At 64.8% G+C, this 21,374-nt stretch carries 19 protein-coding genes and 1 pseudogene; 5 read left to right on the forward strand and 15 right to left on the reverse strand.

The genetic code is table 11. The annotated features are described in order from the left end of the window. Positions 1-66: 66 nt before the first annotated feature. From AC0L3U_RS01070 to AC0L3U_RS01105, 8 genes and pseudogenes are all read right to left on the reverse strand, one after another. A complete protein-coding gene (locus AC0L3U_RS01070) occupies positions 67-894 on the reverse strand; it encodes a hypothetical protein (RefSeq protein ID WP_473360362.1) in 828 nt (275 codons plus the stop codon). Positions 895-978: 84 nt separating this feature from the next. Next, positions 979-2,271, reverse strand: coding sequence for a siderophore utilization protein FsrB (gene fsrB, locus AC0L3U_RS01075; protein ID WP_473360363.1), 1,293 nt, complete (start codon positions 2,269-2,271; stop codon positions 979-981). A gap of 19 nt (positions 2,272-2,290) precedes the next feature. Then, on the reverse strand, positions 2,291-4,279 hold the full coding sequence (locus tag AC0L3U_RS01080; protein WP_473360507.1) for a TonB-dependent siderophore receptor: 1,989 nt from the start codon (positions 4,277-4,279) through the stop codon (positions 2,291-2,293). A 518-nt stretch (positions 4,280-4,797) separates the two neighbouring features. Continuing rightward, positions 4,798-5,463, reverse strand: coding sequence for a methionine ABC transporter permease (locus tag AC0L3U_RS01085; RefSeq protein WP_106943594.1), 666 nt, complete (start codon positions 5,461-5,463; stop codon positions 4,798-4,800). Further along, positions 5,453-6,620 (reverse strand): annotated as a pseudogene (locus AC0L3U_RS01090) (methionine ABC transporter ATP-binding protein). The gene AC0L3U_RS01085 and the pseudogene AC0L3U_RS01090 overlap by 11 nt, the downstream one beginning before the upstream one ends. 227 nt (positions 6,621-6,847) lie before the next feature. Next, positions 6,848-8,320: a DASS family sodium-coupled anion symporter gene (locus AC0L3U_RS01095; RefSeq protein ID WP_473360364.1), complete on the reverse strand. Its 1,473-nt coding sequence runs from the start codon at positions 8,318-8,320 to the stop codon at positions 6,848-6,850. A 113-nt stretch (positions 8,321-8,433) separates the two neighbouring features. Continuing rightward, positions 8,434-9,240, reverse strand: coding sequence for an enoyl-CoA hydratase/isomerase family protein (locus AC0L3U_RS01100; RefSeq protein ID WP_473360365.1), 807 nt, complete (start codon positions 9,238-9,240; stop codon positions 8,434-8,436). Positions 9,241-9,272: 32 nt separating this feature from the next. Continuing rightward, a complete protein-coding gene (locus AC0L3U_RS01105; RefSeq protein ID WP_473360366.1) occupies positions 9,273-10,031 on the reverse strand; it encodes a hypothetical protein in 759 nt (252 codons plus the stop codon). 62 nt (positions 10,032-10,093) lie between these two features. On the opposite strand from AC0L3U_RS01105, the gene nthA reads away from it, so the two are divergent. From nthA to AC0L3U_RS01120, 3 genes are read left to right on the forward strand one after another with little or no spacing between them, the layout of a single operon-like run. Beyond that, complete coding sequence (gene nthA, locus AC0L3U_RS01110) at positions 10,094-10,720, forward strand: nitrile hydratase subunit alpha (RefSeq protein ID WP_473360367.1); 627 nt, start codon at positions 10,094-10,096, stop codon at positions 10,718-10,720. Continuing rightward, positions 10,717-11,379, forward strand: a complete 663-nt coding sequence (gene nthB / locus AC0L3U_RS01115; RefSeq protein WP_473360368.1) for a nitrile hydratase subunit beta — start codon at positions 10,717-10,719, stop codon at positions 11,377-11,379. The genes nthA and nthB overlap by 4 nt, the downstream gene beginning before the upstream one ends. Then, positions 11,376-11,753 carry a nitrile hydratase accessory protein gene (locus AC0L3U_RS01120; protein WP_473360369.1) on the forward strand — a complete coding sequence of 126 codons (378 nt, stop codon included), beginning with the start codon at positions 11,376-11,378 and terminating at the stop codon, positions 11,751-11,753. The genes nthB and AC0L3U_RS01120 overlap by 4 nt, the downstream gene beginning before the upstream one ends. A 118-nt stretch (positions 11,754-11,871) precedes the next feature. Here the strand turns inward: AC0L3U_RS01120 and queC are convergent, their stop codons facing one another. Beyond that, positions 11,872-12,585: a 7-cyano-7-deazaguanine synthase QueC gene (gene queC / locus AC0L3U_RS01125; RefSeq protein ID WP_473360370.1), complete on the reverse strand. Its 714-nt coding sequence runs from the start codon at positions 12,583-12,585 to the stop codon at positions 11,872-11,874. A gap of 138 nt (positions 12,586-12,723) precedes the next feature. Here queC and mazG point away from each other — a divergent pair, with 138 nt between their 5' ends. After that, complete coding sequence (gene mazG / locus AC0L3U_RS01130; protein ID WP_473360371.1) at positions 12,724-13,584, forward strand: nucleoside triphosphate pyrophosphohydrolase; 861 nt, start codon at positions 12,724-12,726, stop codon at positions 13,582-13,584. A gap of 190 nt (positions 13,585-13,774) precedes the next feature. On the opposite strand, the gene hflX is transcribed toward mazG, so the two are convergent. From hflX to AC0L3U_RS01155, 5 genes are all read right to left on the reverse strand, one after another. Further along, entirely contained in the window at positions 13,775-15,157 is a 1,383-nt protein-coding gene (hflX, locus tag AC0L3U_RS01135) for a GTPase HflX (RefSeq protein WP_473360372.1), read from the reverse strand. Between the two features lie 11 nt (positions 15,158-15,168). After that, entirely contained in the window at positions 15,169-15,417 is a 249-nt protein-coding gene (gene hfq / locus AC0L3U_RS01140; RefSeq protein ID WP_007591126.1) for an RNA chaperone Hfq, read from the reverse strand. A 238-nt stretch (positions 15,418-15,655) separates the two neighbouring features. Continuing rightward, entirely contained in the window at positions 15,656-17,026 is a 1,371-nt protein-coding gene (gene ntrX / locus AC0L3U_RS01145; RefSeq protein WP_007591127.1) for a nitrogen assimilation response regulator NtrX, read from the reverse strand. Positions 17,027-17,041: 15 nt separating this feature from the next. Continuing rightward, positions 17,042-19,435, reverse strand: a complete 2,394-nt coding sequence (locus tag AC0L3U_RS01150; RefSeq protein ID WP_473360373.1) for a sensor histidine kinase — start codon at positions 19,433-19,435, stop codon at positions 17,042-17,044. After that, positions 19,401-19,610, reverse strand: a complete 210-nt coding sequence (locus AC0L3U_RS01155) for a hypothetical protein (RefSeq protein ID WP_473294580.1) — start codon at positions 19,608-19,610, stop codon at positions 19,401-19,403. Before AC0L3U_RS01155 ends, AC0L3U_RS01150 begins: the two co-directional genes overlap by 35 nt. Here AC0L3U_RS01155 and AC0L3U_RS01160 point away from each other — a divergent pair. Next, positions 19,609-19,755 carry a hypothetical protein gene (locus tag AC0L3U_RS01160; RefSeq protein WP_368508035.1) on the forward strand — a complete coding sequence of 49 codons (147 nt, stop codon included), beginning with the start codon at positions 19,609-19,611 and terminating at the stop codon, positions 19,753-19,755. The two genes, AC0L3U_RS01155 and AC0L3U_RS01160, sit on opposite strands and share 2 nt — an antisense overlap. 167 nt (positions 19,756-19,922) lie before the next feature. On the opposite strand, the gene ntrC is transcribed toward AC0L3U_RS01160, so the two are convergent. Next, complete coding sequence (ntrC, locus tag AC0L3U_RS01165) at positions 19,923-21,365, reverse strand: nitrogen regulation protein NR(I) (protein WP_007610301.1); 1,443 nt, start codon at positions 21,363-21,365, stop codon at positions 19,923-19,925. Positions 21,366-21,374 lie beyond the last annotated feature (9 nt).

Raw genomic sequence — 21,374 nt, forward strand, 5'->3', positions numbered from 1 at the left:
TGCGCATTTTCGAGCGATGGCGCCGCGCGCAACGCTGTAGCTCTCGAAGGTAATTGGATGATCGTTCTAGCGCACCGGCAGCAACTCCAGCTGGCTCTGCGCCTTCTTGACCGCCGTCGCATACCAGCTCTGGCTTGGTGCCTCCTTGGCGAAGCACGCCGTGTACGCGGTCATCGCGTTGTCTTCGCGGGTGATGTCGCCGCGGGGGTCTTTCTTGTCGATGGGTTTGGCCATCATCCGCTTCCAGACCTTTTCGCAGGCCGGGATCTCAGCCGTCTTCACCGCGTCGCTTGCGGCGAGAAAGAAGACCTTGTCGCCCTGGATTGCGACGACGTCGATTTCATGCGGCGGTCCCTTCAGGTCACCATTGCCGCGCACGCCCAGTACAGCAACCGCCGCGCTTGTGCCCGCGGGCTTCATGATTGGCAGCTCGGCATATTTGGCGAAGGCGGAGTCCTGGATGGCTTGATAGTAGAAGCGGTCCGACTTGAATGCCGCGCCGATCTCCTGCGGCATGCCGTCCTCGCGGTGTTCGCGCAGCCAGTGCTTGAGCAAGCCGGTCGTGGTCGCCACCGCTTGCATCTTGTCGCCTTCGGACGCGAGGCCGAGGCCGTCGAGATGGCCGAAGCCGGAGTCGCCCTTGAAGAGCGTGTCCGCATTGGTCTTGCCGTCGGCCGGCAGTCCCTTGATCGCGACCGGTCCCACCAAACCGCGCAACACCCCCGTCAACTCCTTGAGCGCCTCATCGTGCTGCTTATAGGTCTCGTCGTTCTCCGCGGCTTTCGAGAACTTTGCGATGTAGCGGTCGCGCAGGTCGAGATAATGCTGCTCCGGGCCGGCCGCATGGGCGGGCGCGGCGAAAACGAGCAAGCAGAGCAAGGCGAGCGATCTCATGTGATTTCCGACAGGGCTGGGTCTGATCTCCAGTCTTTGTGCCGATGTCGGACGGGAAGGTTCATCCGCGAGCGGCCAGGAGCCCTACTCCGCCGGCGTCAGTTGCTGCCGGCTCGGGCGCATCGCCGCCGTCTCGCGGACGCGGACACGGGCGCGGCGCTTGCGCCACCAGATCACGATTCCGGTGACCGAGAGTGCTGCCACCACCAGCCCCATGATCGAGATCAGGATGCGGCCGAACAGCCCCACGATGCGGCCCGAATGCAGCGGGAATTGCGCCTGCACGAAGATGTCGGCGGCAGTGCCGACCCAGGGCAACCGTTCGCCGATCGGACGGCCGTCCTCGCTGTCGTAATAGAGCTGCGCCGGGCCGACGCCGCCGGCGCCGTGATCGTCGCCCGGATGGAAGAACGCGGCGGCATAGACACCATGGGCCGGGCCGTAATTGACCGAGCCGACCGGGACGGTCCACCCTCGCCTCTTGCCGTCGGCCGCCGCGCGCGCGACGATGTCGGCGAAGCTGACCTTGGGTTCGATGGGGTCGTCAAGATCGCGATATGGCCGCTGCTCATAGGGCGTCGGCGTGTAGTTCGACACCATCTTCATCAGGGGCGAGAACACCTCGAAATAGAGGTTCAGCGAGAATGCCGTGAAGGCGATGATGAACAGCACGCCCCAGGTCCACAGGCTGAAAGCGCGGTGGATGTCGAAATTGATCCGGTAGGCGCTGCCCGAAGTCTTGATGGTCCACGCCGGCGCCCAGCGCGCCCAGAAGCCGCGTTCGAGCTGGCGCGTGACTTGCGGCGCCCGGGCGGCCCTGGCGCGCCGCCGCGAGGGCAGCGTCAGGTAGAAGCCGACGAAGCAGTCGATGGTCCAGACGATGGCGATCACGCCGAGCAGGCGCATGCCCCAGCGGTCGCTGCCCCAGAATTCCGGGATGTGCATGGTGTAGTGCAGCTTGTAGAGAAACGAGACGAAGTTCTCGCGCGTCACGGGCCACACCGCGCCCCAATAGCGCCGGCCGAGCTCCGCGCCGGTGTTGGGATCGAGGAAGATCTGATTGTAGTCGAGCGCATAACGCTTGGCGGTCGCGGGGTCGATCCTGGGCATGACGAAGAACCACAGCGAGTGGCCCGCCTCCGGCGTCATGAACAGGTAAACCACGCGCGCACGGGGATCGCGCTGCTCGATCATCTTGGCGAGATCGATCGAGGGAATGGCCGGGCCCTTGCTGGTGACGTCGAACAGATGGCTGTTCAGGACCTCGTCGATCTCATGGTCCCAGGAAATGATCGCGCCGGTGACGCCGGAGAAGAACAGGAATCCGGCCGTCAGCAGTCCCGCCCAGCGATGCAGCTTGCCGAATATCGCTCTCATCGTTCACCCTCGTCCTAACTCACCAGCGGTAGGTCAGCTTGCCGATGGCCTTGCGTCCCTCCGCGTAGAAGCAGCCCGACAGGCTGTAACAGGCGGCGACATAGCGGGTGTCGGCGAGATTGGTGACGTTCAGCGATAGCCGCCAATTGTCCCTTGTGTAGGCGAGCAGCGCGTCCAGCACGGTCGACGATCCGACCTTGAACGTGTTGGCGTCATCGCCCCAGGTCGCGCCGACATAGCGGACGCCGCCGCCGAACTGCAGGCCCGCGAGCGGCCCGGTCTGAAGCGTGTAGTCGTTCCACAGCGAGGCGCGGTTGAGCGGCACGGTGACCGGCGCCTTGCCGACATTGACCGGATCCTGCGTGACCGTGGCATCGACATAGGCATAGGCCGCGCGCAGGTTCCAGCCGTCGGCGAGCGACATCGTGCCTTCGAGCTCGAGGCCGCGCGATTTTACTTGCCCGGTCTGTTCGGCAATGTTGAGCGGAGGCGCAAAGGTAACGACATTGTCGCGCGTCAGGTCGAAGGCGGCGAAGGTGAACAGCGCGTTCCAGCCGAGCGGCTGGTACTTGACGCCCACCTCGTACTGCACCCCGGTTTCGGGATTGAGCAGCTGTCCGCCCGGGCCGGTGGCGAGCACCGGCAGGAACGATTCCGAATAGCTGAAATAAGGCGCGATGCCGTTGTCGAAATTGTACATCAATGCGGCGCGGCCGGTGAAGGCCGATGCATCCTTCGCGACGGTCGTATTGAAGATTCCGCTGTCTACCTGCGTCGTGACGAAATCCTGGCGGCCACTGAGCTGGAACGAGAGCCGGCCGAGCTTGATCTGATCCTGCGCGTAGAGGCCGACTTGCGACTGCTTGACGCCGGTGTCGTCGCTCATGGCGCCCATGGTCCAGTCGTAGCTGTAGACCGGATTGAAGACGTTGATCTCGGGCGCGGACGTGGTGACGCCAAAGGCTGTGTCGCGGAATCTGGTGTTGCGATAGTCGATCCCGACCAGCGTGGTGTGGCTGAGGAAGCCGGTGGTGAACTTGCCCTGGAGCTGGTTGTCCACCGCGAAGGAGTTGATGTAGGAGTTGCTGTAGCTGCCGAAACGCGCGAGCTGTCCCGCGGCCTCGTCGGTATAGCCGCCGCCGAAAAACACCTTCTCCTCGTTGTGCTGATAGGCGTAGCGCAAATTCTGCCGGAACGTGATGTTGTCGGTGAAATTGTGGGAGAGCTGGTAGCCGGCGGTCGCGATCTCGGTGTTGAACGCGTTGAAGCTCGGCACGCCCGCGAAGAACGAGATCGGGATGGTGCGGCCGTTGTTCGGCCACACCGTGCCCGAGGCCGGCAGGAACTGAAGGCCCCACCCTGCCCGGTCGCGCTGGTAGTTGGCGAGGATCGTGATGGTGGTGTCCTCGTTCGGCTGGAACGTGACGGCGGGCGCGATGAAGACGCGGTTGTCCTTGGTGAAGTCGACCTGGGTCTCGCCGTCGCGCACCACGCCGGTCAGGCGCCACAGCACGGTGCCGTCCTTGTTGGCGGGACCGCCCATGTCGAACTGGCCCTGATAACGGTTGAAGCTGCCGCCGGAGATCGAGACCTCGCCGAATTGCTGCGCCGTCGGCAGCTTGGTCACGTAGTTGAGGATGCCGCCGGTGCCGCTGCCGCCATACATCGCCGAGGACGGGCCCTTGAGGACCTCGAGGCGCTCGGCGCCGTAGGGATCAAGGCCGTTGAAGTGCACGTAGTTGCTGGAGGGTATCCGTAATCCGTCGACGTAGAGGCCGGACATGGTGGTGTCGAAGCCGCGGATCTGGAGGGCGCCGAAACGGGTGTCCGAGCCGCCATTGACGTCGCCGCTGACACCGGCGGTGTAGCGCAGCGCCTCGCCGATCGAGACCGCGCCCTGATTCCTGACCTGGTCGGTCGTGACGACGGAGACGGACTGCGGGGTTTCGATCAGCGGCGTATCCGTCTTGGTCGCGGTGCCGCTGCGCGTCGCAACGAAACCGCGCACGGGACCGTTGGCGCGTTCGCCGGTGGCGCCGTTCGAGGATGCTGACTGGGTTGGCGCGACTTGCTGCGCCGGAGAGCGACGATTGGCGCGCGCGGTGCGTGTCGCGCCTGAGCGTCGCGTTGAGGTGACCGCCGCAGGCCGGGCGCGCTGAGCCGGGGCTTCGACGGTGACGGCGGGAATCTGCGTCTGCGCCTCCATGGCACCGATGGGAACGACGAGAGCAAATGTGCTGGCCGCTCCGAGGAAAAGCACCTGCATCTGTCGACGCCGCGTGTCGAAACGCGAAGTAAGTTGGAAGTCGGTCACGTCTGTCGAGGCCCCACGCACTGCCGGCTTCGCCGGTATCGTTTTTGATGCCTCGCCCTAACGCAGGCGATTTCGGAGTGCGATAGGAACTGCGTTAGAATTTCTCCAGACGCGTGCGCAACGCGTGCGACGAATGCGCTCAGTCGTGTCTCGAACTTTGGAATACTTCCAGATCGACAAGAACCTGCTTGTTCGAAATGTCTAAAACGGCGTCAGCGATGTCGCAGCCGGCGATTGACCCGGCGCGCGAGATAATCGCCGGCGCTCTGGACCAGCTGCACCAGCGCGATCAACACGACGACGACGGCCAACATCATCTCCGGCATGAAGCGCTGATAGCCGTAGCGGATGCCGAGATCGCCGAGGCCGCCGCCTCCGACGGCGCCGACCATGGCGGAATAGCCGAGCAGGCTGACCACCGCGAGCGTCAGCGCCAGCAGAAGACCCGGCAACGCTTCGGGGATCAGCACCTTGAGCACGATCTGCATCGGCGAGGCCCCGAACGAGGATGCGGTCTCGATCAGGCCACCATCGACCTCGCGGATCGCGGCCTCGACCAGGCGCGCGATGAAGGGTGCCGATGCGATCGTCAACGGCACGATCGCGGCCGTCGATCCGATCGAGGTGCCGGCCACCAGCCGCGTGAACGGGATGATAGCGACGACCAGAATGATGAAAGGCGTGGACCGGGTCGCGTTGACGACGATGCCGAGCACGCGATTGACGACGGGCGCCGCGAACAGCTCGCCTTTCCGGCTGGTCGCGAGAAAGACGCCGAGCGGCAGGCCGAAGGCGGTGCCGATCAGCGCGGCGAGCCCGACCATGTACAGGCTCTCGCCGGTCGCCTGGACGATCAGATTGATGAGTTCAGGCGACATAGCCGAGACGCTCCGCGGGGAATTGATATTCTGAAAGCCAGGCCAGCGTGCGCGTCGTCGCGTCCTCGCCGCCGGACATGCCGAGAGGGATACCAAGCGTCAGCGACCCCACATGCTGGCCGCCGATCTCGTCGATGCGGGCCGACAGCAGCGACACGTCGAGGCCGAGTTCGCGCGCGAGCCGCGCCACCAGCGTGTCGCCGGCCCCTGCCCCACGCACCTGGACGCGGATGACGGCCTGTCCGCCCGCCGGCGGCTGCGAAACGATGCGGCTCGCCAGCGACACCGGCAGGCTGTCTCCGATCACTTCCGCCAGAAAGGATTGCGTGATCGGATGCTTGGGGTGGGTGAAGATGTCGGCGACATGGCCGCTCTCGATGACGCGGCCGGCATCGAGCACCACGACGTCCTGGGCGAGCTGGCGCACCACGGACATCTCGTGGGTGATCAGCACGATGGTCACGCCCAGTTCGCGGTTGATGTTCGCGAGCAGATCGAGGATCGCCCGCGTGGTCTGCGGATCGAGCGCCGAGGTCGCCTCGTCCGACAGCAGCACGCTCGGCCGGGTCGCGAGCGGCGCGGGCAATGCCGACGCGCTGCTTCTGGCCGCCGGAGAGTTCTGACGGGTAGCGGTCGTGCTTGTCGGCGATGCCGACCAGCGCAAGCAGCTCGGCCACGCGCGCGCGGATATCGGCCTTGGCCCAGCCGGCAATCTCGAGCGGCAGCGCGATATTGGCGGCTGCGGTGCGCGAGGACAGCAGGTTGAAGTGCTGGAAGATCATGCCGATCGAGCGCTGCGCCAGCCGCAAGTCCCGGCCCGAGAGCGCCGAGATATTTCTATTATCGACGATGACGCGGCCCGTGGTCGGCCTCTCCAGGCCGTTGATGAGCCGGACCAGGCTCGATTTGCCGGCGCCGGAGCGGCCGATCACGCCGGTGATCGAACCGCGCGGGATTGCGAAGTCGACGTTTTGCAGGGCATTGACGCCGGGCTTGCCGCGATAGGCCGGATACGTTTTCGAGATGCCTTCGAAGCGGACCATCGCGTCAGGCGCAGTCGCGGCAGGTGAGATCGCGTGACCTGGGATCGCGTCAAGCGTTTCGATCGGCTGTCCGATCGCGAGCGACGGGTGGACGTTCATGGAGGCGGCCTTCATGCACAATAGTTCCGCTTGCCTCTGAGGCATCCGGGAACCGGTCGCATCAAGCGACGGAGAGTGAAACGCGATGAGGACTCGGCTGGAGCGCTGCATCGCAGCACGCACCTTCGCCCTTTCGGGTCGCTCTGGCAATGTCAGATATCTGCGGGGAGTTGGACGAAGTTTTCCAAATTTCTCCCCACTGAAGAAAATTCATCTGCCGCCGTCTTGGCCCTCGCCCCGGCTCAGGTGACCCGCAACCAGGGCCATACGATCAGCAGAAGCCCCGCGAAATAGAGCACCCCGAAAATCAGCCCAAAACCCCAGAACTGACCCTTGCCGATATAGCCGCTGCCGAAATACATCGGCGCCGGCCCGGTCGCGTAAGGTGAGATCACGCCCATCAAGCCAAGCGAATACATGCAGAGCATGGCGAGGGTCGTGACCGGCAGGTCGGGGATGCCGGATCCGACCGCGAGCACCACGGGCAGCACGGCGGCGGCATGCGAGGTGATGCTCGAGAAGAAATAATGGATCCAGAAGAACAGCGCGACCAGCAGCAGCATCGCGGTCGACGGCGACAGCCCGGCGAGCGGCTTTGCGTATTCGGTGGCGAACCATTTGATGAAGCCGATCTCGTTGAGGCCCGAGGCCAGCGTCAGCAGCGAGGTGAAGTAGAAGAACACCTCCCAGGCGCCCTTCTCGGCGACGATGTCGGCAAATTCGATCACGCCCGTCACCAGCATCAGCGAGATCACGATGAACACGACGGTAGTGGCGTTGACGAAATTCGAGCCCAGAAGCGGCACGCGGATGTCCGGGCTCGAGCCCGCGATCCACAGGAACATCGCGAGCAGGATCAGCGCCAGCATGATCCACTCATTGCGCGACATCGGGCCCATCTCCGCGAGCTCCTTCGATGCCCATTCGGAAATTTCCGGGCTGCTCTTCACCTCGGGGCGGCAGACCGCGTAGCTGAGCAGCGGGACCAGCACCATCAGGAGGAGGCCGAGCGGCGCAAAGCCCATAAACCACTGCGCCCAGCTGACGTCGATTCCGACGGTCTTCTTGGCGATGGCGAGCGCCGCTGCATTGGGCGCGAGCGCGGTGAAAAACAATGAGCTGGTGACGGCGGTCGACGCGAACGCGGTCCACATCACGTAGGTGCCGATCTTGCCTGCGGTCGGTCCCGGCTCGGAGCCGTAGATGCGCGGGATGTTGCTGATGATGGGATAGACGATTCCGCCGCTGCGCGCGGTGTTGGACGGTGTCGCTGGCGCCAGCAAGAAGTCCGACATCGCCACCGCATAGCCGAGACCGAGCGTGTTGCTGCCAAGCTTTTGCACCAGCACGAGCGCAATACGCCGGCCCAGCTGGCTCTTGCGGTACCCGATCGAGAACACGAAGGCGCCGACGATCAGCCACACCGTGCTCTCGGCAAAGCCCGCCAGCATCCAACGCAGCGACTTGGTCGGATCGGGATCGATATAACCGCCGACGCCGGCAACCGTCAGCCCGATCAGGCCGACCGCGCCGACCGGCATCGATTCCAGGATGAGCCCGGTGATGACGGCCGCGAAGACAGCAAAATAGTGCCACTGATTGACGTTGAGCCCTGCCGGCACCGGCCACAGATAGATCACCAGCCACACCGCGAGCGGCGCGATCAGCTTCCAGCGAAACCCTTTCGCCTCAGGCGCCTGCGAGCTACCGGCCATGGGCCTTCCCCCTCGATCGTCATTGTCGTCTGCCGGCCCGTTGATCGGGCCTATTTGTCCCAGCGCCGCGTATACGGATAGTCCGCGGCGCAATCAATGGCCCGAGCCTGCTTCTACCGCCCTCTGAACTTCGGTTTGCGTCGCGTCAGGAACGCCTCGACGCCCTCCTTGTGGTCCTCGCTAAGGCTTGCCAGGGCGAACTGGTCGACGTCCATGTGGCTGGCGAGATTATCCAGCGCATGCGCCAGCCGGTTGACCGTGAGTTTCGTCATGGCAACGGAGAGCGGCGGCTGCGCTGCCACCTTGCGCGCAAGCTCCATCGCGGCATCGAACGCATGGCCGGGATCGACCACCTGCTCGACCAGGCCCCACTCATAGGCTTCATCCGCGCTGATGCGCTGATCGGCCAGGATCACAGCCTGCTTGGTCCGAGCCGGGCCGATCAAATGCAGCATGCGCGGAATGCTCTGCCAGCTCATGTTCATGCCGAGCCCGATCTCGGGCACGCGCAGATGGGCGTCGCGTCCCATGACGCGAAAGTCGAGCGCGACGGCCAGCGCCACGCCGCCGCCGACGCAAAAGCCCTCGATGGCGGCGATCGTGATCTGCTCCATCTCCTGCCAGGCGTGGGTCAGGCGCGGTCCGAGCTTGAGATGCCGCCGCAGCGTGCCGAGGTCCATGTCCTTGCGCGCGCGCCCTTCGGCATCCTTGAGGTCGAAGCCGGCGCTGAACGCAGCCGCGCTGCCTGTCAGCACCACGACAGAGGTTGCGGAATCATCCTCAAAACTGCGCGCGGCCGCGGTGAGCTGGCGCAGCGCCTCCGGCGACAGCGCATTGATGCCATCGCCGCGGTCGAACCGCACCACCGCAATCCGCCCCTCCGGCCCGAGGCCCTTCTCGATCTTGACATAGTCAGGCAACGCAAACTCCCCTGGTGTGGTCTTCATGCCGCTCACAGATGCCCGGTACGCCGATGTTCGGGTTCGCTTCCATGGACCGGAAACCGGACCGTGGTCCCGATGGTGATCCAGTTGGCATTTTCGCCGGTGATGTTGCGGCCGTAGATCACATCGACGGAGAAGATCTCGTTCGGACGGTAGCGCACACCGGTCTGGAAACGCGGCTGCACGATGCTCGCGATCTCGGAGGCGCCGGCCTGCCCGTAAGCCTCGATCGTCCATTGCAGGGTGTCGGTGAATTTCCAATCGAAGCCGATGCCGTAGGTCAGGTAGTGGCGATCCACCGTGCGATCCCAGAGCCAGCCGCCATTGACGTTAATGCGCATGGTCTCGGACAGTCGGAAGGTCGCGGGGATCACGGCAAAGGCGGATAGCGCCTCGCCGGTCGCCGCGTCGAACGATCCGCCGCCATAGGCCGACAATCCCCACCGGCCGATCCCGGTCGGGACGAAATTCGTCTTGGCTTTCGGAGCAATTGTCGTGCTCCAGTCGCTGTCGCTCCGGGCCCGGATGGTCTGCAGGCTCAGCTCGATCGGCCTGAAGGGATCGACGACGCAGGAGGGATTGGCGACCGCCGAAAAATCCGTGTTGGAAGCCGTCGACAGCCAGCTCTCCACCTTGCAGGAGCCGACCTCGGAAATGTCGGCGGCATCGACCGCATAGGCGCCATTCGCGGCGCGCGCATCCTGCGCCGCGAATGCGCCAAGAGCCGCGATTGCGGCGGTTATTCCGATTCTTGCAGCCCAGCCCATGGTGCGATGTTAGCAGAGTCTTCGCCTCGACAACGCCCGGATTCTGGGACTATCTTCGCCCCATGAGCGAGCATCATCATCACCACGATCACGACCATTCCGAGCTGTCGGAGACCGAGCTGCGCGTGCGCGCGCTCGAGACGATCCTGACCGAAAAAGGCTATGTCGAGCCGGCCGCGCTCGACGCCATCATCCAGGCCTACGAGACCAAGATCGGCCCGCACAACGGCGCCCGCGTCGTCGCCAAGGCCTGGAGCGATCCGGCTTTCAAGACGGCACTGCTGGAGGACGGCTCCAAGGCGATCGGCACGCTCGGCCATGTCAGCCGCGTCGGCGACCACCTCGTCGTGGTCGAAAACACGCCGCAGCGTCACAACATGGTCGTGTGCACGCTGTGCTCCTGCTACCCCTGGGAAATGCTGGGGCTGCCGCCGGTCTGGTACAAGGCCGCGCCCTACCGCTCCCGCGCGGTGAAGGACCCGCGCGGCGTGCTCGCCGATTTCGGTGTGCAGGTCGCCAAGGACGTTGAAATCCGGGTCTGGGATTCGACCGCCGAAACGCGCTTTCTTGTGCTGCCGATGCGCCCCGCGGGCACAGACGGCTGGAGCGAGGAGCAGCTCGCCGAGCTGGTCACGCGCGATTCCATGATCGGCACCGGCTTTCCCAAGGCGCCGGGGGCGCCGTCATGAACGGCGTGCACGACATGGGCGGCATGGACGGGTTCGGCAAGGTCGAGCCCGAGCCGAACGAGCCGGTGTTCCACGAGGAATGGGAGTCGCGTGTTCTCGCCATGGTGCGCGCGATGGGCGCAGCCGGCGCCTTCAACATCGACACCTCGCGCTTCTATCGCGAGACGATCCCGCCGCACGTGTACCTGTCGAGCTCCTATTACAAGAAATGGTTTCTCGGGCTCGAGGAGATGCTGATCGAGAAAGACTATCTCACCCGGGAGGAAGTCGCCGCCGGCCACGCGATGCAGCCGGCAAAGGCGCTCAAGCACGGCAAATTCGATCTCGGCCAGGTCGAGCGCATCATGGTGCGCGGCAAGTTCGCCCGCCCTGCCCCGGCACCGGCGAAATTCAAGATCGGTGACAAGGTCCGCGCGAAGAACATTCATCCGGCGACCCACACCCGCCTGCCGCGCTACGTGCGCGGCCATGTCGGAATCGTCGAGCTGAACCATGGCTGCCACGTGTTTCCGGATTCGGCGGCGATGGAGCTTGGCGAGAATCCGCAATGGCTCTACACGGTGGTGTTCGAGGGCCGCGATCTCTGGGGCGCGGACGGCGATCCGACCTCGAAAGTCTCTGTCGATGCGTTCGAGCCGTATCTGGACCCGGCGTCATGAGCAGCACGGCTGCTGCTGCCGCGACGGCAGCGATCCCGAGCATTCCGCGCGATGATGGCGGCCCGGTGTTTCGCGCGCCCTGGGAGGCGCACGCCTTCGCGATGGCGCTGACCCTGTACGAGCGCGGCGTGTTCACCTGGCCTGAATGGGCGGCAGCCCTGGCCTCCGAGATCAAGCGCGCGCAGGCGGCCGGCGATCCCGATACTGGCGAGACCTACTATCTCCATTGGCTCGCCACGCTGGAGGGCCTCGTCGCACGCAAGGGCGTTGCGTCTGCGGAGACGCTGCATCGCTACCGCGACGCCTGGGACCACGCGGCAGATCGCACCCCGCACGGCAAACCGATCGAGCTGAAGGCGGAGGATTTTCGGTAAGCTGCCTCGACATATTCCGTCATTGCGAGCGTAGCGAAGCAATCCAGAATCCCTCCTCAGAGGTAGTCTGGATTGCTTCGTCGCAAGAGCTCCTCGCAATGACGGCGGGTGAGGCGTGTCACCGCCCCGCCACATACTCCCGCCACCCCTTCGCCCGCAGGCTGCACGCTGGGCACTCGCCGCAGCCGTAGCCCCAATCATGCTGCGCGCCGCGTTCGCCGAGATAGCAGGTGTGCGACTGCTCCCGGATGAGATCGACCAGCCCGTCGCCGCCGAGGTCATGGGCGAGCTTCCACGTCGCGGCCTTGTCGATCCACATCAGCGGCGTATGCAGTTCGAACTTGCGGGCCATGCCAAGCGACAATGCCGCCTGCATGGCGCGGATGGTGTCGTCGCGGCAATCGGGATAGCCGGAATAGTCGGTCTCGCACATGCCGCCAACGATGTGACTGATGCCGCGCCGGTAGGCCAGCGCCGCGGCGAAGGTCAAAAACACCAGGTTGCGGCCGGGCACGAACGTGTTCGGCAGGCCGTCGGCGCCCATCGCGATCGCGACGTCGCGCGTCAGCGCCGTCTCGGACACAGCTGCCAGCGTCGGGATCGACAGCGTGTGGCTCTCGCCAAGCCTGGAAGCCCAATCCGCGCGCAGATCCTTGATGCCGTCGAACAGCCGGTCGCGGCAGGCAAGCTCGATGGCGTGGCGCTGGCCGTAATCGAACCCCAGCGTCTCCACGCGCGCAAACCGGTTCAGCGCCCAGGCAAGGCAGGTGGTGGAATCCTGGCCGCCGGAGAACAGCACCAATGCGGTTTCGGATGAAAATACGTCGCTCATGGCTCGCGCTTTAGCATTGCGCACGCGGCTCGCCAATCCGGCCCGCCAACCGGTGGAAATCACCCTGTTCCGCCGCGCTACGCTGGGAACGGGCGCTCGCTTTTGGCATAAGGCTTGGGAGCCAGGAGACTGCCCGTAATGACCCCTTCCCGCGACATTTCCCGCCTGATCGAGATCATGGCGGCGCTGCGCACGCCGGTGACCGGCTGTCCCTGGGACCTCGAACAGAATTTTGCGACCATCGCGCCCTATACGATCGAGGAAGCCTATGAGGTGGTCGAGGCCATCAGCCGCGGCGACCTCGACGATCTCTGCGAGGAGCTCGGCGACCTCCTGCTCCAGGTCGTCTTCCACGCCCAGATGGCGTCGGAGCAGAACGCGTTCGCGTTTGGAGATGTCGTCGAGGCCATCACGCGAAAAATGATCCGGCGCCATCCTCACGTCTTCGCCGACAAGGACGGCAATCTCGCCTCCTCCCACGTCAAGGAAGTCTGGGACCGCATCAAGGCGGAGGAGAAAGCCGAGCGCGCCGCGCGCCGGCCGCCGGAAGAAGCGCCAACGCGTAAATCGCTGCTGTCGGGCGTGAAGGCCGGCCAGCCCGCGCTGACGCGCGCGATGGAGCTCCAGCGCAAAGCCTCCACCGTCGGCTTCGACTGGAACGACCCGCGCGCGGTGCTGGCCAAAATCCGCGAGGAAGCCGACGAGATCGAGGCCGCACTCGACCGCAACGACAGCGAGGGCCTGGCGGAAGAGACCGGCGACCTGATGTTCGCGCTGGTCAACCTCGCCCGCCATGTCGATGCCGATCCGGAAGCCGCGCTACGCGCGACCAACGCGAAGTTCGAGCGGCGTTTTGCCTATATCGAGCGGGCGCTGGAAGCGCAGGGGCGGACGCTGGAGCAGGCGTCGCTCGCGGAGATGGACGCGCTGTGGAATGAGGCGAAAGGTGAGGCGAAAAGCGCTGCGCCGCCCGAGAGAAGCAACCAAGCTCGCTCCTAGCTCAAGCGTCGTCCTGGCGAAAGCCAGGACCCATTATCCCGAGTGCACATTGTTGAACCACGCTGGAGCTACGAGCGTGCCAATTCCAGCCGCTTGTGGTTATGGGTCCCGGATCTGCGCTTACGCTTGTCCGGGACGACAGCGTTGCTTGAGGCAGTAGTTAGCTCAACTCACTGGCGGGCGACGGCGTCTACGCGGACAGTCGCGGCACGGCGTCGAACCTGTTGACCACGATATCCCGCTTGGTCTCGTCCACCCGTACCGTCATGTTGAAGCGGCCGTCGTGCAGCTCTTTGGCCAGCACCTCGGAATTCCGATGCAGCCAGCTGATGCCGGCGCCGTCGGAGGCATCGATCGAGAGGTCGAGCGTTATGCGTTTGGCGGCCAAGCGCTCCTCGATCGCGGCGAGCAGCGCGTCGACCCCCTCGCCCGACACGGCCGACACCAGCATCGCCGGATGATCCTCCGGCCTGCGCGCGGCGATGTTCAAAAGCTCCTCGCGCTGTTCGGGACCATAACGGTCGATCTTGTTCCAGACCTCGATGATGCGGCCTGAGTCATCGGGATTGATGCCGAGCTGGCGCAGCACGGCGTCAACGTCGCTCTGCTGCGCCTCGGCGTCGTCGTGCGAGATATCGCGCACATGCAGGATGACGTCGGCTTCCAGCACCTCCTCCAGCGTGGCGCGGAAGGCGGCGACGAGCTGCGTCGGCAAATTGGAGATGAAACCGACGGTGTCCGACAGCATCGCCTTGCCGCCATGCGGCAGGGTGAGCGCGCGCAGGGTCGGATCCAGCGTGGCGAACAGCATGTCGGCGGCCTGCACGTCGGCGCGGGTCAGGCGGTTGAACAGCGTCGACTTGCCGGCATTGGTGTAGCCGACCAGCGCGACGACGCGGTACGGCACGCGCTGGCGGCCTGCGCGATGCAGGCGGCGCGTGGCCTGCACCTTCTTCAGCTCGCCCTCGAGCTTGGAGATGCGCTCCTGGATCAGGCGGCGGTCGGCTTCGATCTGGGTCTCGCCGGGACCGCCCATGAATCCAAAGCCGCCGCGCTGGCGTTCGAGATGGGTCCATGAGCGCACCAGGCGCGAACGTTGATAGTTGAGATGCGCGAGCTCGACCTGGAGCGAGCCTTCCTTGGTCTTGGCGCGGCGGCCGAAGATTTCCAAAATGAGCCCGGTGCGGTCGAGCACCTTTGCCTGCAGCTCCTTCTCGAGATTGCGCTGCTGGATCGGCGCCAGCGCGCAATCCATCACCACAAGTTCGACGTCGAGGCTCTTGGCGAGCGCAGCGATCTCCTCGACCTTGCCCTTGCCGATATAGGTCGCAGGGCGGATCTGGTTGATCGGCGCGATGATGGCATCGGCAACGACGAGATCGATCGCGCGCGCGAGGCCGGCAGCTTCGTCGAGCCGGGCTTCCGCGTCACGCAGGACATGAGCTTCCGATTGCGCGTCGGCATTGCCTGCGCGCACTCGCAAATAGGGACCGATGACAAGCACCCGCCCCGTCTGCTTATCCCCTGCCGACCGCGGACGGTCGGCATCCCCGTCGAAATTCCGGGGTTCCAATCAGATCACTCTCAAGCCGGCTGGTCCTCGCCGCCTTCGAACAACTGGATCGGAGCGCCCGGCATGATGGTCGAGATCGCATGCTTGTAGACGAGCTGCGAGTGACCGTCGCGCCGAAGCAGCAAACAGAAATTGTCGAACCAGGTCACGATGCCCTGGAGCTTCACTCCGTTGACCAGAAAGATCGTCAGTGGCGTTTTGGTTTTGCGAACGTGATTAAGGAAGGTGTCCTGCAGGTTTTGTGCGCGGTCTGCCGCCATTGTTTTTTTCTCGCTTTGAGTTTCTTTTTATTGCGCCGGTTGCGGCCCTCTTTTGAAAATTCGGGGTCCTCGTCCGGTTGCCGTCCCTCATGAGATCCCCCTCGGAGGGACAGCGGTTCGATTAGAGGACAGGTAGGCTTATTAGGCAAGCCGCTTCACGCGGCAGCCCATGCCGTATTGCCCCGAAAAACTACGGAAATCGATGATTTTCCTCGCCTATTCCAACGACGTCGCAGCGCTAGCCGACGCCGAGCGCCTTCAACTTCCGGTGCAGTGCCGAGCGTTCCATGCCAACAAACTCTGCCGTGCGAGAAATATTTCCTGAAAAACGGCTGATCTGTGCAATCAAATAGTCGCGCTCAAACACTTCGCGCGCTTCGCGCAGCGGCAGGCCCATGATGTGCTCGCCATTGTTGCTGGTCGGCATCGCCGGCACCATGGAGCCGACATCCTGCGGCAGCATGTCGGCCGTGATGATGACCTCAGGCCCGCCCGCGGCCAGAATCATGACTCTCTCAACGTTGTTGCGGAGCTGGCGCACATTGCCCGGCCAGACATGCGACTGCAGGACCGCCATCGCGTCCTGGCCGATCTGCCGCTTGGGCAGGCCGCTGCCAGCGGAGATCTGCTCCATGAAATAGTCGATCAATTCCGGGATGTCCTCACGCCGCTCCGATAGCGCGGGCACGCGGATCGGCACCACCGACAGTCGATGATAGAGGTCCTCGCGGAAATGGCCGGCCGCGATCTCCTCTTCGAGGTTGCGCGCGGTGGACGAGATGATGCGGACGTCGACCTGCACCTTGCCGTTGCCGCCGACGCGCTGGAACGACTGCTCGACCAGCACACGCAAGATCTTGTTCTGGGTCTCGCGCGGCATGTCCGCGATTTCGTCGATGAACAGCGTGCCGCCGTGGGCCTCTTCGAGCGCGCCGGGCTTGCGCGCGTGCTCGCCGTTGGACTGCTCGATGCCGAACAGCTCGTGCTCCATCCGCTCGGGCGTGATCGCAGCGGCGTTGATGACGACGAAGGGGCCGTCGGCGCGGCCCGAGGCCGTGTGCAACGTGCGAGCGGTCAGTTCCTTGCCGGCACCGGCGGGACCGACGATCAGGATGCGGCTGTTGGCCTTGGCTGCACGCTCGATGGTCTGGCGCAGCTGGTTCATGCTGGGCGAGCGGCCGACCAGCGAGCTTGCGCTCGGCGCGAGCTGCTTCAGCTCCTTGACCTCGCGTTTGAGCCGCGAGTTCTCCAGTGCACGGTTCGCGACCAGGATCAGCCGGTCGGTCTTGAACGGCTTCTCGATGAAGTCGTAGGCGCCACGCTTGATCGCGGCGACCGCGGTCTCGATGTTGCCGTGGCCGGAGATCATCACGACCGGCAGATCGGGATTGTCCTTCTTGACCTGCTCCAAGAGCTGCAAGCCGTCGAGCTTGGAGCCCTGCAGCCAGATGTCGAGGAACACCAGATGCGGCCTGCGGTTGGCGATCTCGGCGAGCGCCGTATCGCTGTCGCGCGCGGTCCGGGTCACGAAGCCCTCGTCTTCGAGGATGCCCGCAACGAGATCCCGAATATCGGCCTCATCATCGACAATCAGAATTTCACTTGCCATGGGTCGCCTGTTTTCTCAGCTGCCTGTTGAGGCTTCGATCTTCGTTGAATCATTGGTCTTTTCAGCCGGCTCTTTGGTTTCGACGGCCGCCTGCTTTGTTTCCGGATCCTTGACGGATTGCGTGGCCGTTTCGCCGCTTTCCGGCTTGGTCGTTGCCGCGGCTGCCGGTTCGGCCCCCTCGCTCTTGGCGGGAGCGCCGGAGATCGCAAAACGCATCCGCATCCAGGCGCCGCGTTGGCCCTCGCGGAAGTCCGAGGCATCCTTCAGTTCGATGCGGCCGCCATGGTCTTCCAGCACGCGCCCGACGATCGCGAGCCCAAGGCCGGTGCCCTTGGCGCGTGTCGTCACATAGGGCTCGAGCAGGCGCGAGCGCGCCACCTTGGGCAGGCCGATGCCGTTGTCGACGACGTCGATCAGCACGTCCTCGCCCTCGCGCGAGACCACGACGTCGATCCGGCCCTTGCCGAGCTCCTCCAGGGGGACCTGCTCGATCGCCTCGGTGGCGTTCTTGACGATGTTGGTGACCGCCTGCGAGATCAGCCGCCGGTCGAACTGCGCGCGCAGCGGGTCTTCCCTGAACTCGGCCTCGATATCGATCTCGGGGTGGGCGACCTTCATCAGGAACACCGCCTGCCGCACTGCGTCGGCGACGTCCTCACCCTCCATCACCGGCTTCGGCATCCGCGCAAAGCGCGAGAACTCGTCGACCATGCGACGGATATCGTCGACCTGACGCACGATGGTGTCGGTGCACTGTTCGAAGATCTGCTTGTCTTTGCCCTCGGTGATGTCCTTGCCGAATTTGCGGCGAATGCGTTCGGCGGAGAGCTGGATAGGGGTTAGCGGGTTCTTGATCTCGTGCGCGATGCGGCGCGCAACGTCGCCCCAGGCCGAAGTGCGTTGCGCCGAGACCAGCTCGGTGATGTCGTCGAGCGTGATGATGTAGCTGTCGTGGGGTTGGCTGGTCTTCTCGGCGCTGACGCGGACTGACAGATTGCGTTCCTGCCCGTCCCGCGTGATCGTGATCTGCCCCTGCACCAGGCGCTGGGTCCCTTCCCGCGCCGTCTTCATCATCTCTTCGAGCTCGGGCAGCACGTCGGAGAGCGGGTGGCCGAGCGTCTCGGCTTCGGAGTGCCCGATCAGCTTTTCGGCGGAACGGTTGAGAATGCCGACGCTGCCTGAATTATCCACGCCGATGATGCCGGCGCTCGCGGACGACAGCACCGCCTCGATGAAGCGGCGGCGGCTGTCGATGAGGTCGCTGGCGTTGACGAGCTCGTCGCGCTGGCTGCGCAACTCCTCCGTCATCTTGTTGAAGGTCTCACCGAGCTGGGCGAGATCGCCTTCCGACTGGTGCACCGGCACTTTCACATGGAGATCGCCGGTCGAGACCGTCTGGGCCGCGTTCATCAGCCGCCGGATCGGCGAGACCAGCGAGTTGGCGAAGTTGAGGCCGATCAGCACCGAGGCCATCAGGATGGTCAGCGCGATCACCGCGAACATCAGCGCGAACGCGACCTGGATGCCGAGCCGGCGCGACTCGATCTGGGCGTATTCGGCGACGCTGACCTCGGTCTGCTTGAGCTGGTTGACGACGTTCGGGTCGAGCGGTCGCGCGACGTAGAGGAAGGTGTCGCTGAAGGCGCGCAAGCGGACCACCGCGGCGACGAAGCTCGCATCGGGCAGCACCGCGATCTCGGGCTCGGATTCGTTGACGTTGCTGAGGAAGTCCGGCGCGGGCGGCGAATAGGCCAGCCGCATGCCGGTGTCGGCGGATTCGAGAATGTTGGTGTTCTTGTCGATGATCATCGCGCCCGGCAAATTGCGCGAGGCGGCGCTGGACGTCAGCAATTCGCGAAAAGAGCGGCGATCCTGGTCGTAGAGCGGCCGGGCGTGGGCGATGTCGTTGGCCATGCCGAGAATGTCGCCCCGGATCAGCTGCGCGTGGTCCTGCATGTAGGCGCGCGCGATCGTCAGCGAATTCTGGATCACCTCTTTGGTCGGGCCGGAGAACAGGCGGTCGAGGCCGCGCTCGATGGTGACGTTGGCGACGACGGCGACCAGCACCGCCGGCAGCACCGCCACGATCGAGAACAGGCTGACGATCTGGACATGGAGGCGCGCCGCCGCCCTGCCCCGCCGTCGCGCCAGGATCAGCTGCCAGAGCTCGCGGATGATGATGCCGACCAGCAGCAGGATCGTGCCAGCATTGATCAGATAGAACGAGCGGACAACCGCAGGGGTCGGCTCGATCGACGTGAGGCCGGTCAGGACCAGGAACGTCAGGCAGGCCGACAGCAGGGCCAGGGCCACGGCGAACGGCGCCAGCCAGCGGCGCGCCGACCAACGCCGGGGCTCTTCAGCTGGGGCCGTGTCAAAGGATGCGGCCGAGGTGTCTGCGCTGGTCATTCCGGCAATGGGTGCTGAAAACGGGGTCCGCGGCGGGCGGATACTGATGTATTCGTACCACATTGTTGCCGAATTGCGACAATTCCGCGGCGCCCCTGCCGCGACCGACCCGCGCATCCACAGCGACATGCCGGAGGGCGGGAACGGATTCCGGCCCCGGCAGCTTGACCAGCATGCACAAATTCTTTCTCGCAATGATGGTGTCGGCCGTGCTGCTGCTGATCGTGGCGGCGGATCTGCTGGTCAATGGTCTCGGGGTGCAGGAGCCCAATGCGAACGTCGCCAGCGCAATACAGGTCTCAGGCCGGTTTGTCAGATAAGTGTGAGGCCGCGTCCCGCGGCTGAAATCACCATATGAATGTTCCGGAGGAACGTTTCGGTCCCATTGGGACTTCTGCTCACCGCGTCAGCCACAACGGCCAACGCGAACCGGACAGGCTCAGCTCCGCTTGATAGGGGAGCTGAGCCACCGTCGGTTGCGGGAAGGCTAGCCCCCGCTCCGATACACCTGGATATCGAGATCCCGGATCTTCTTCCGCAGCGTGTTGCGGTTGAGGCCGAGCAGATCGGCGGCACGGATCTGGTTGCCGCGGGTGGCGGCGAGCGCGGCCGTGAGCAGCGGCACCTCGATCTCTTTCAAAATGCGGTGATACAGGCCCGGCGGCGGCACGCCGTTCGGGAAGCCCTGGAAGTGCGAGGAGAGATACGCTTCCACCGCGCCGCCGAGATTGTCGACGCCATGCTGGACTGCGGCACCCGGGCTGACCGTGGGTGGCGCCAACTCGCCGTCGATGACGGAGCCCGTGATCACGTCCTGCGGATAGAGTGCCGCGAGGCGACGGGCGAGGTTCTCGAGCTCGCGTACGTTGCCGGGCCAGCGGTGCTGCTTCATCCGTTCCAGCGCCAGCGTGTCGAGCTTCTTCGGCGGCAGTCCGTCCTTCTCGGCCAGCGCGAAGAAATGACGGATGAGATCCGGCAGATCCTCGATGCGCTCGCGCAAGGGCGGCAGCCGCAGCGGCACGACGTTGAGGCGGAAGAACAGATCTTCGCGGAACAGGCCCTGCTGGATCAGGACCCGCAGATCCTTGTTGGAAGCCGCGACGATGCGCACGTCGGTCTTGATCGGAGTGCGGCCGCCGACCGTGGTGTATTCGCCCTGCTGAAGCACGCGCAGCAGGCGGGTCTGCGCCTCCATCGGCATGTCCCCGATCTCGTCCAGGAACAGCGTGCCGCCCTCGGCCTGCTCGAAGCGGCCGGAGGCGCGGGTGTTGGCGCCGGTGAAGGCGCCGCGCTCATGGCCGAACAGCTCGGACTCGATCAGGTCGCGCGGGATCGCCGCCATGTTGACCGCGACGAACGGGCCGTTGCGGCGCTTGCCGTAATCGTGCAGCGCGCGCGCCACCAGCTCCTTGCCGGTGCCGGACTCGCCCGTGATCATCACGGTGAGGTCGGTCTGCATCAACCGCGCCAGCACGCGATAGATTTCCTGCATCGCCGGCGAGCGGCCGACCAGCGGGATCGCCTCCATCTCGGCGTCCTCGTTCGGCGTCGAGACCCGCTCCTTCGGCTCGGCCAGCGCGCGGCCGACGATGGCGATCAGCTCCTTCAGGTCGAAGGGCTTCGGCAGATATTCATAGGCGCCGCGCTCGGAGGCGCGGATCGCCGTCATGAAGGTGTTTTGCGCGCTCATGACGATGACAGGCAAATTCGGCCGCATCTTCTTGATCCGCGGCAACAGGTCGAACGCGTTCTCGTCGGGCATCACCACGTCGGTGATGACGAGATCGCCCTCCCCCTGGCTGACCCATCGCCACAGCGTCGCGGCATTGCCGGTCAGCCGCACTTCGTAGCCGGCGCGCGATAGTGCCTGATTGAGAACGGTGCGGATGGCGGTGTCGTCATCAGCAACGAGAATGCTACCTGCGGGCATCGTTAATCC

It is taken from the genome of Bradyrhizobium sp. Kon69 (assembly GCF_055807515.1).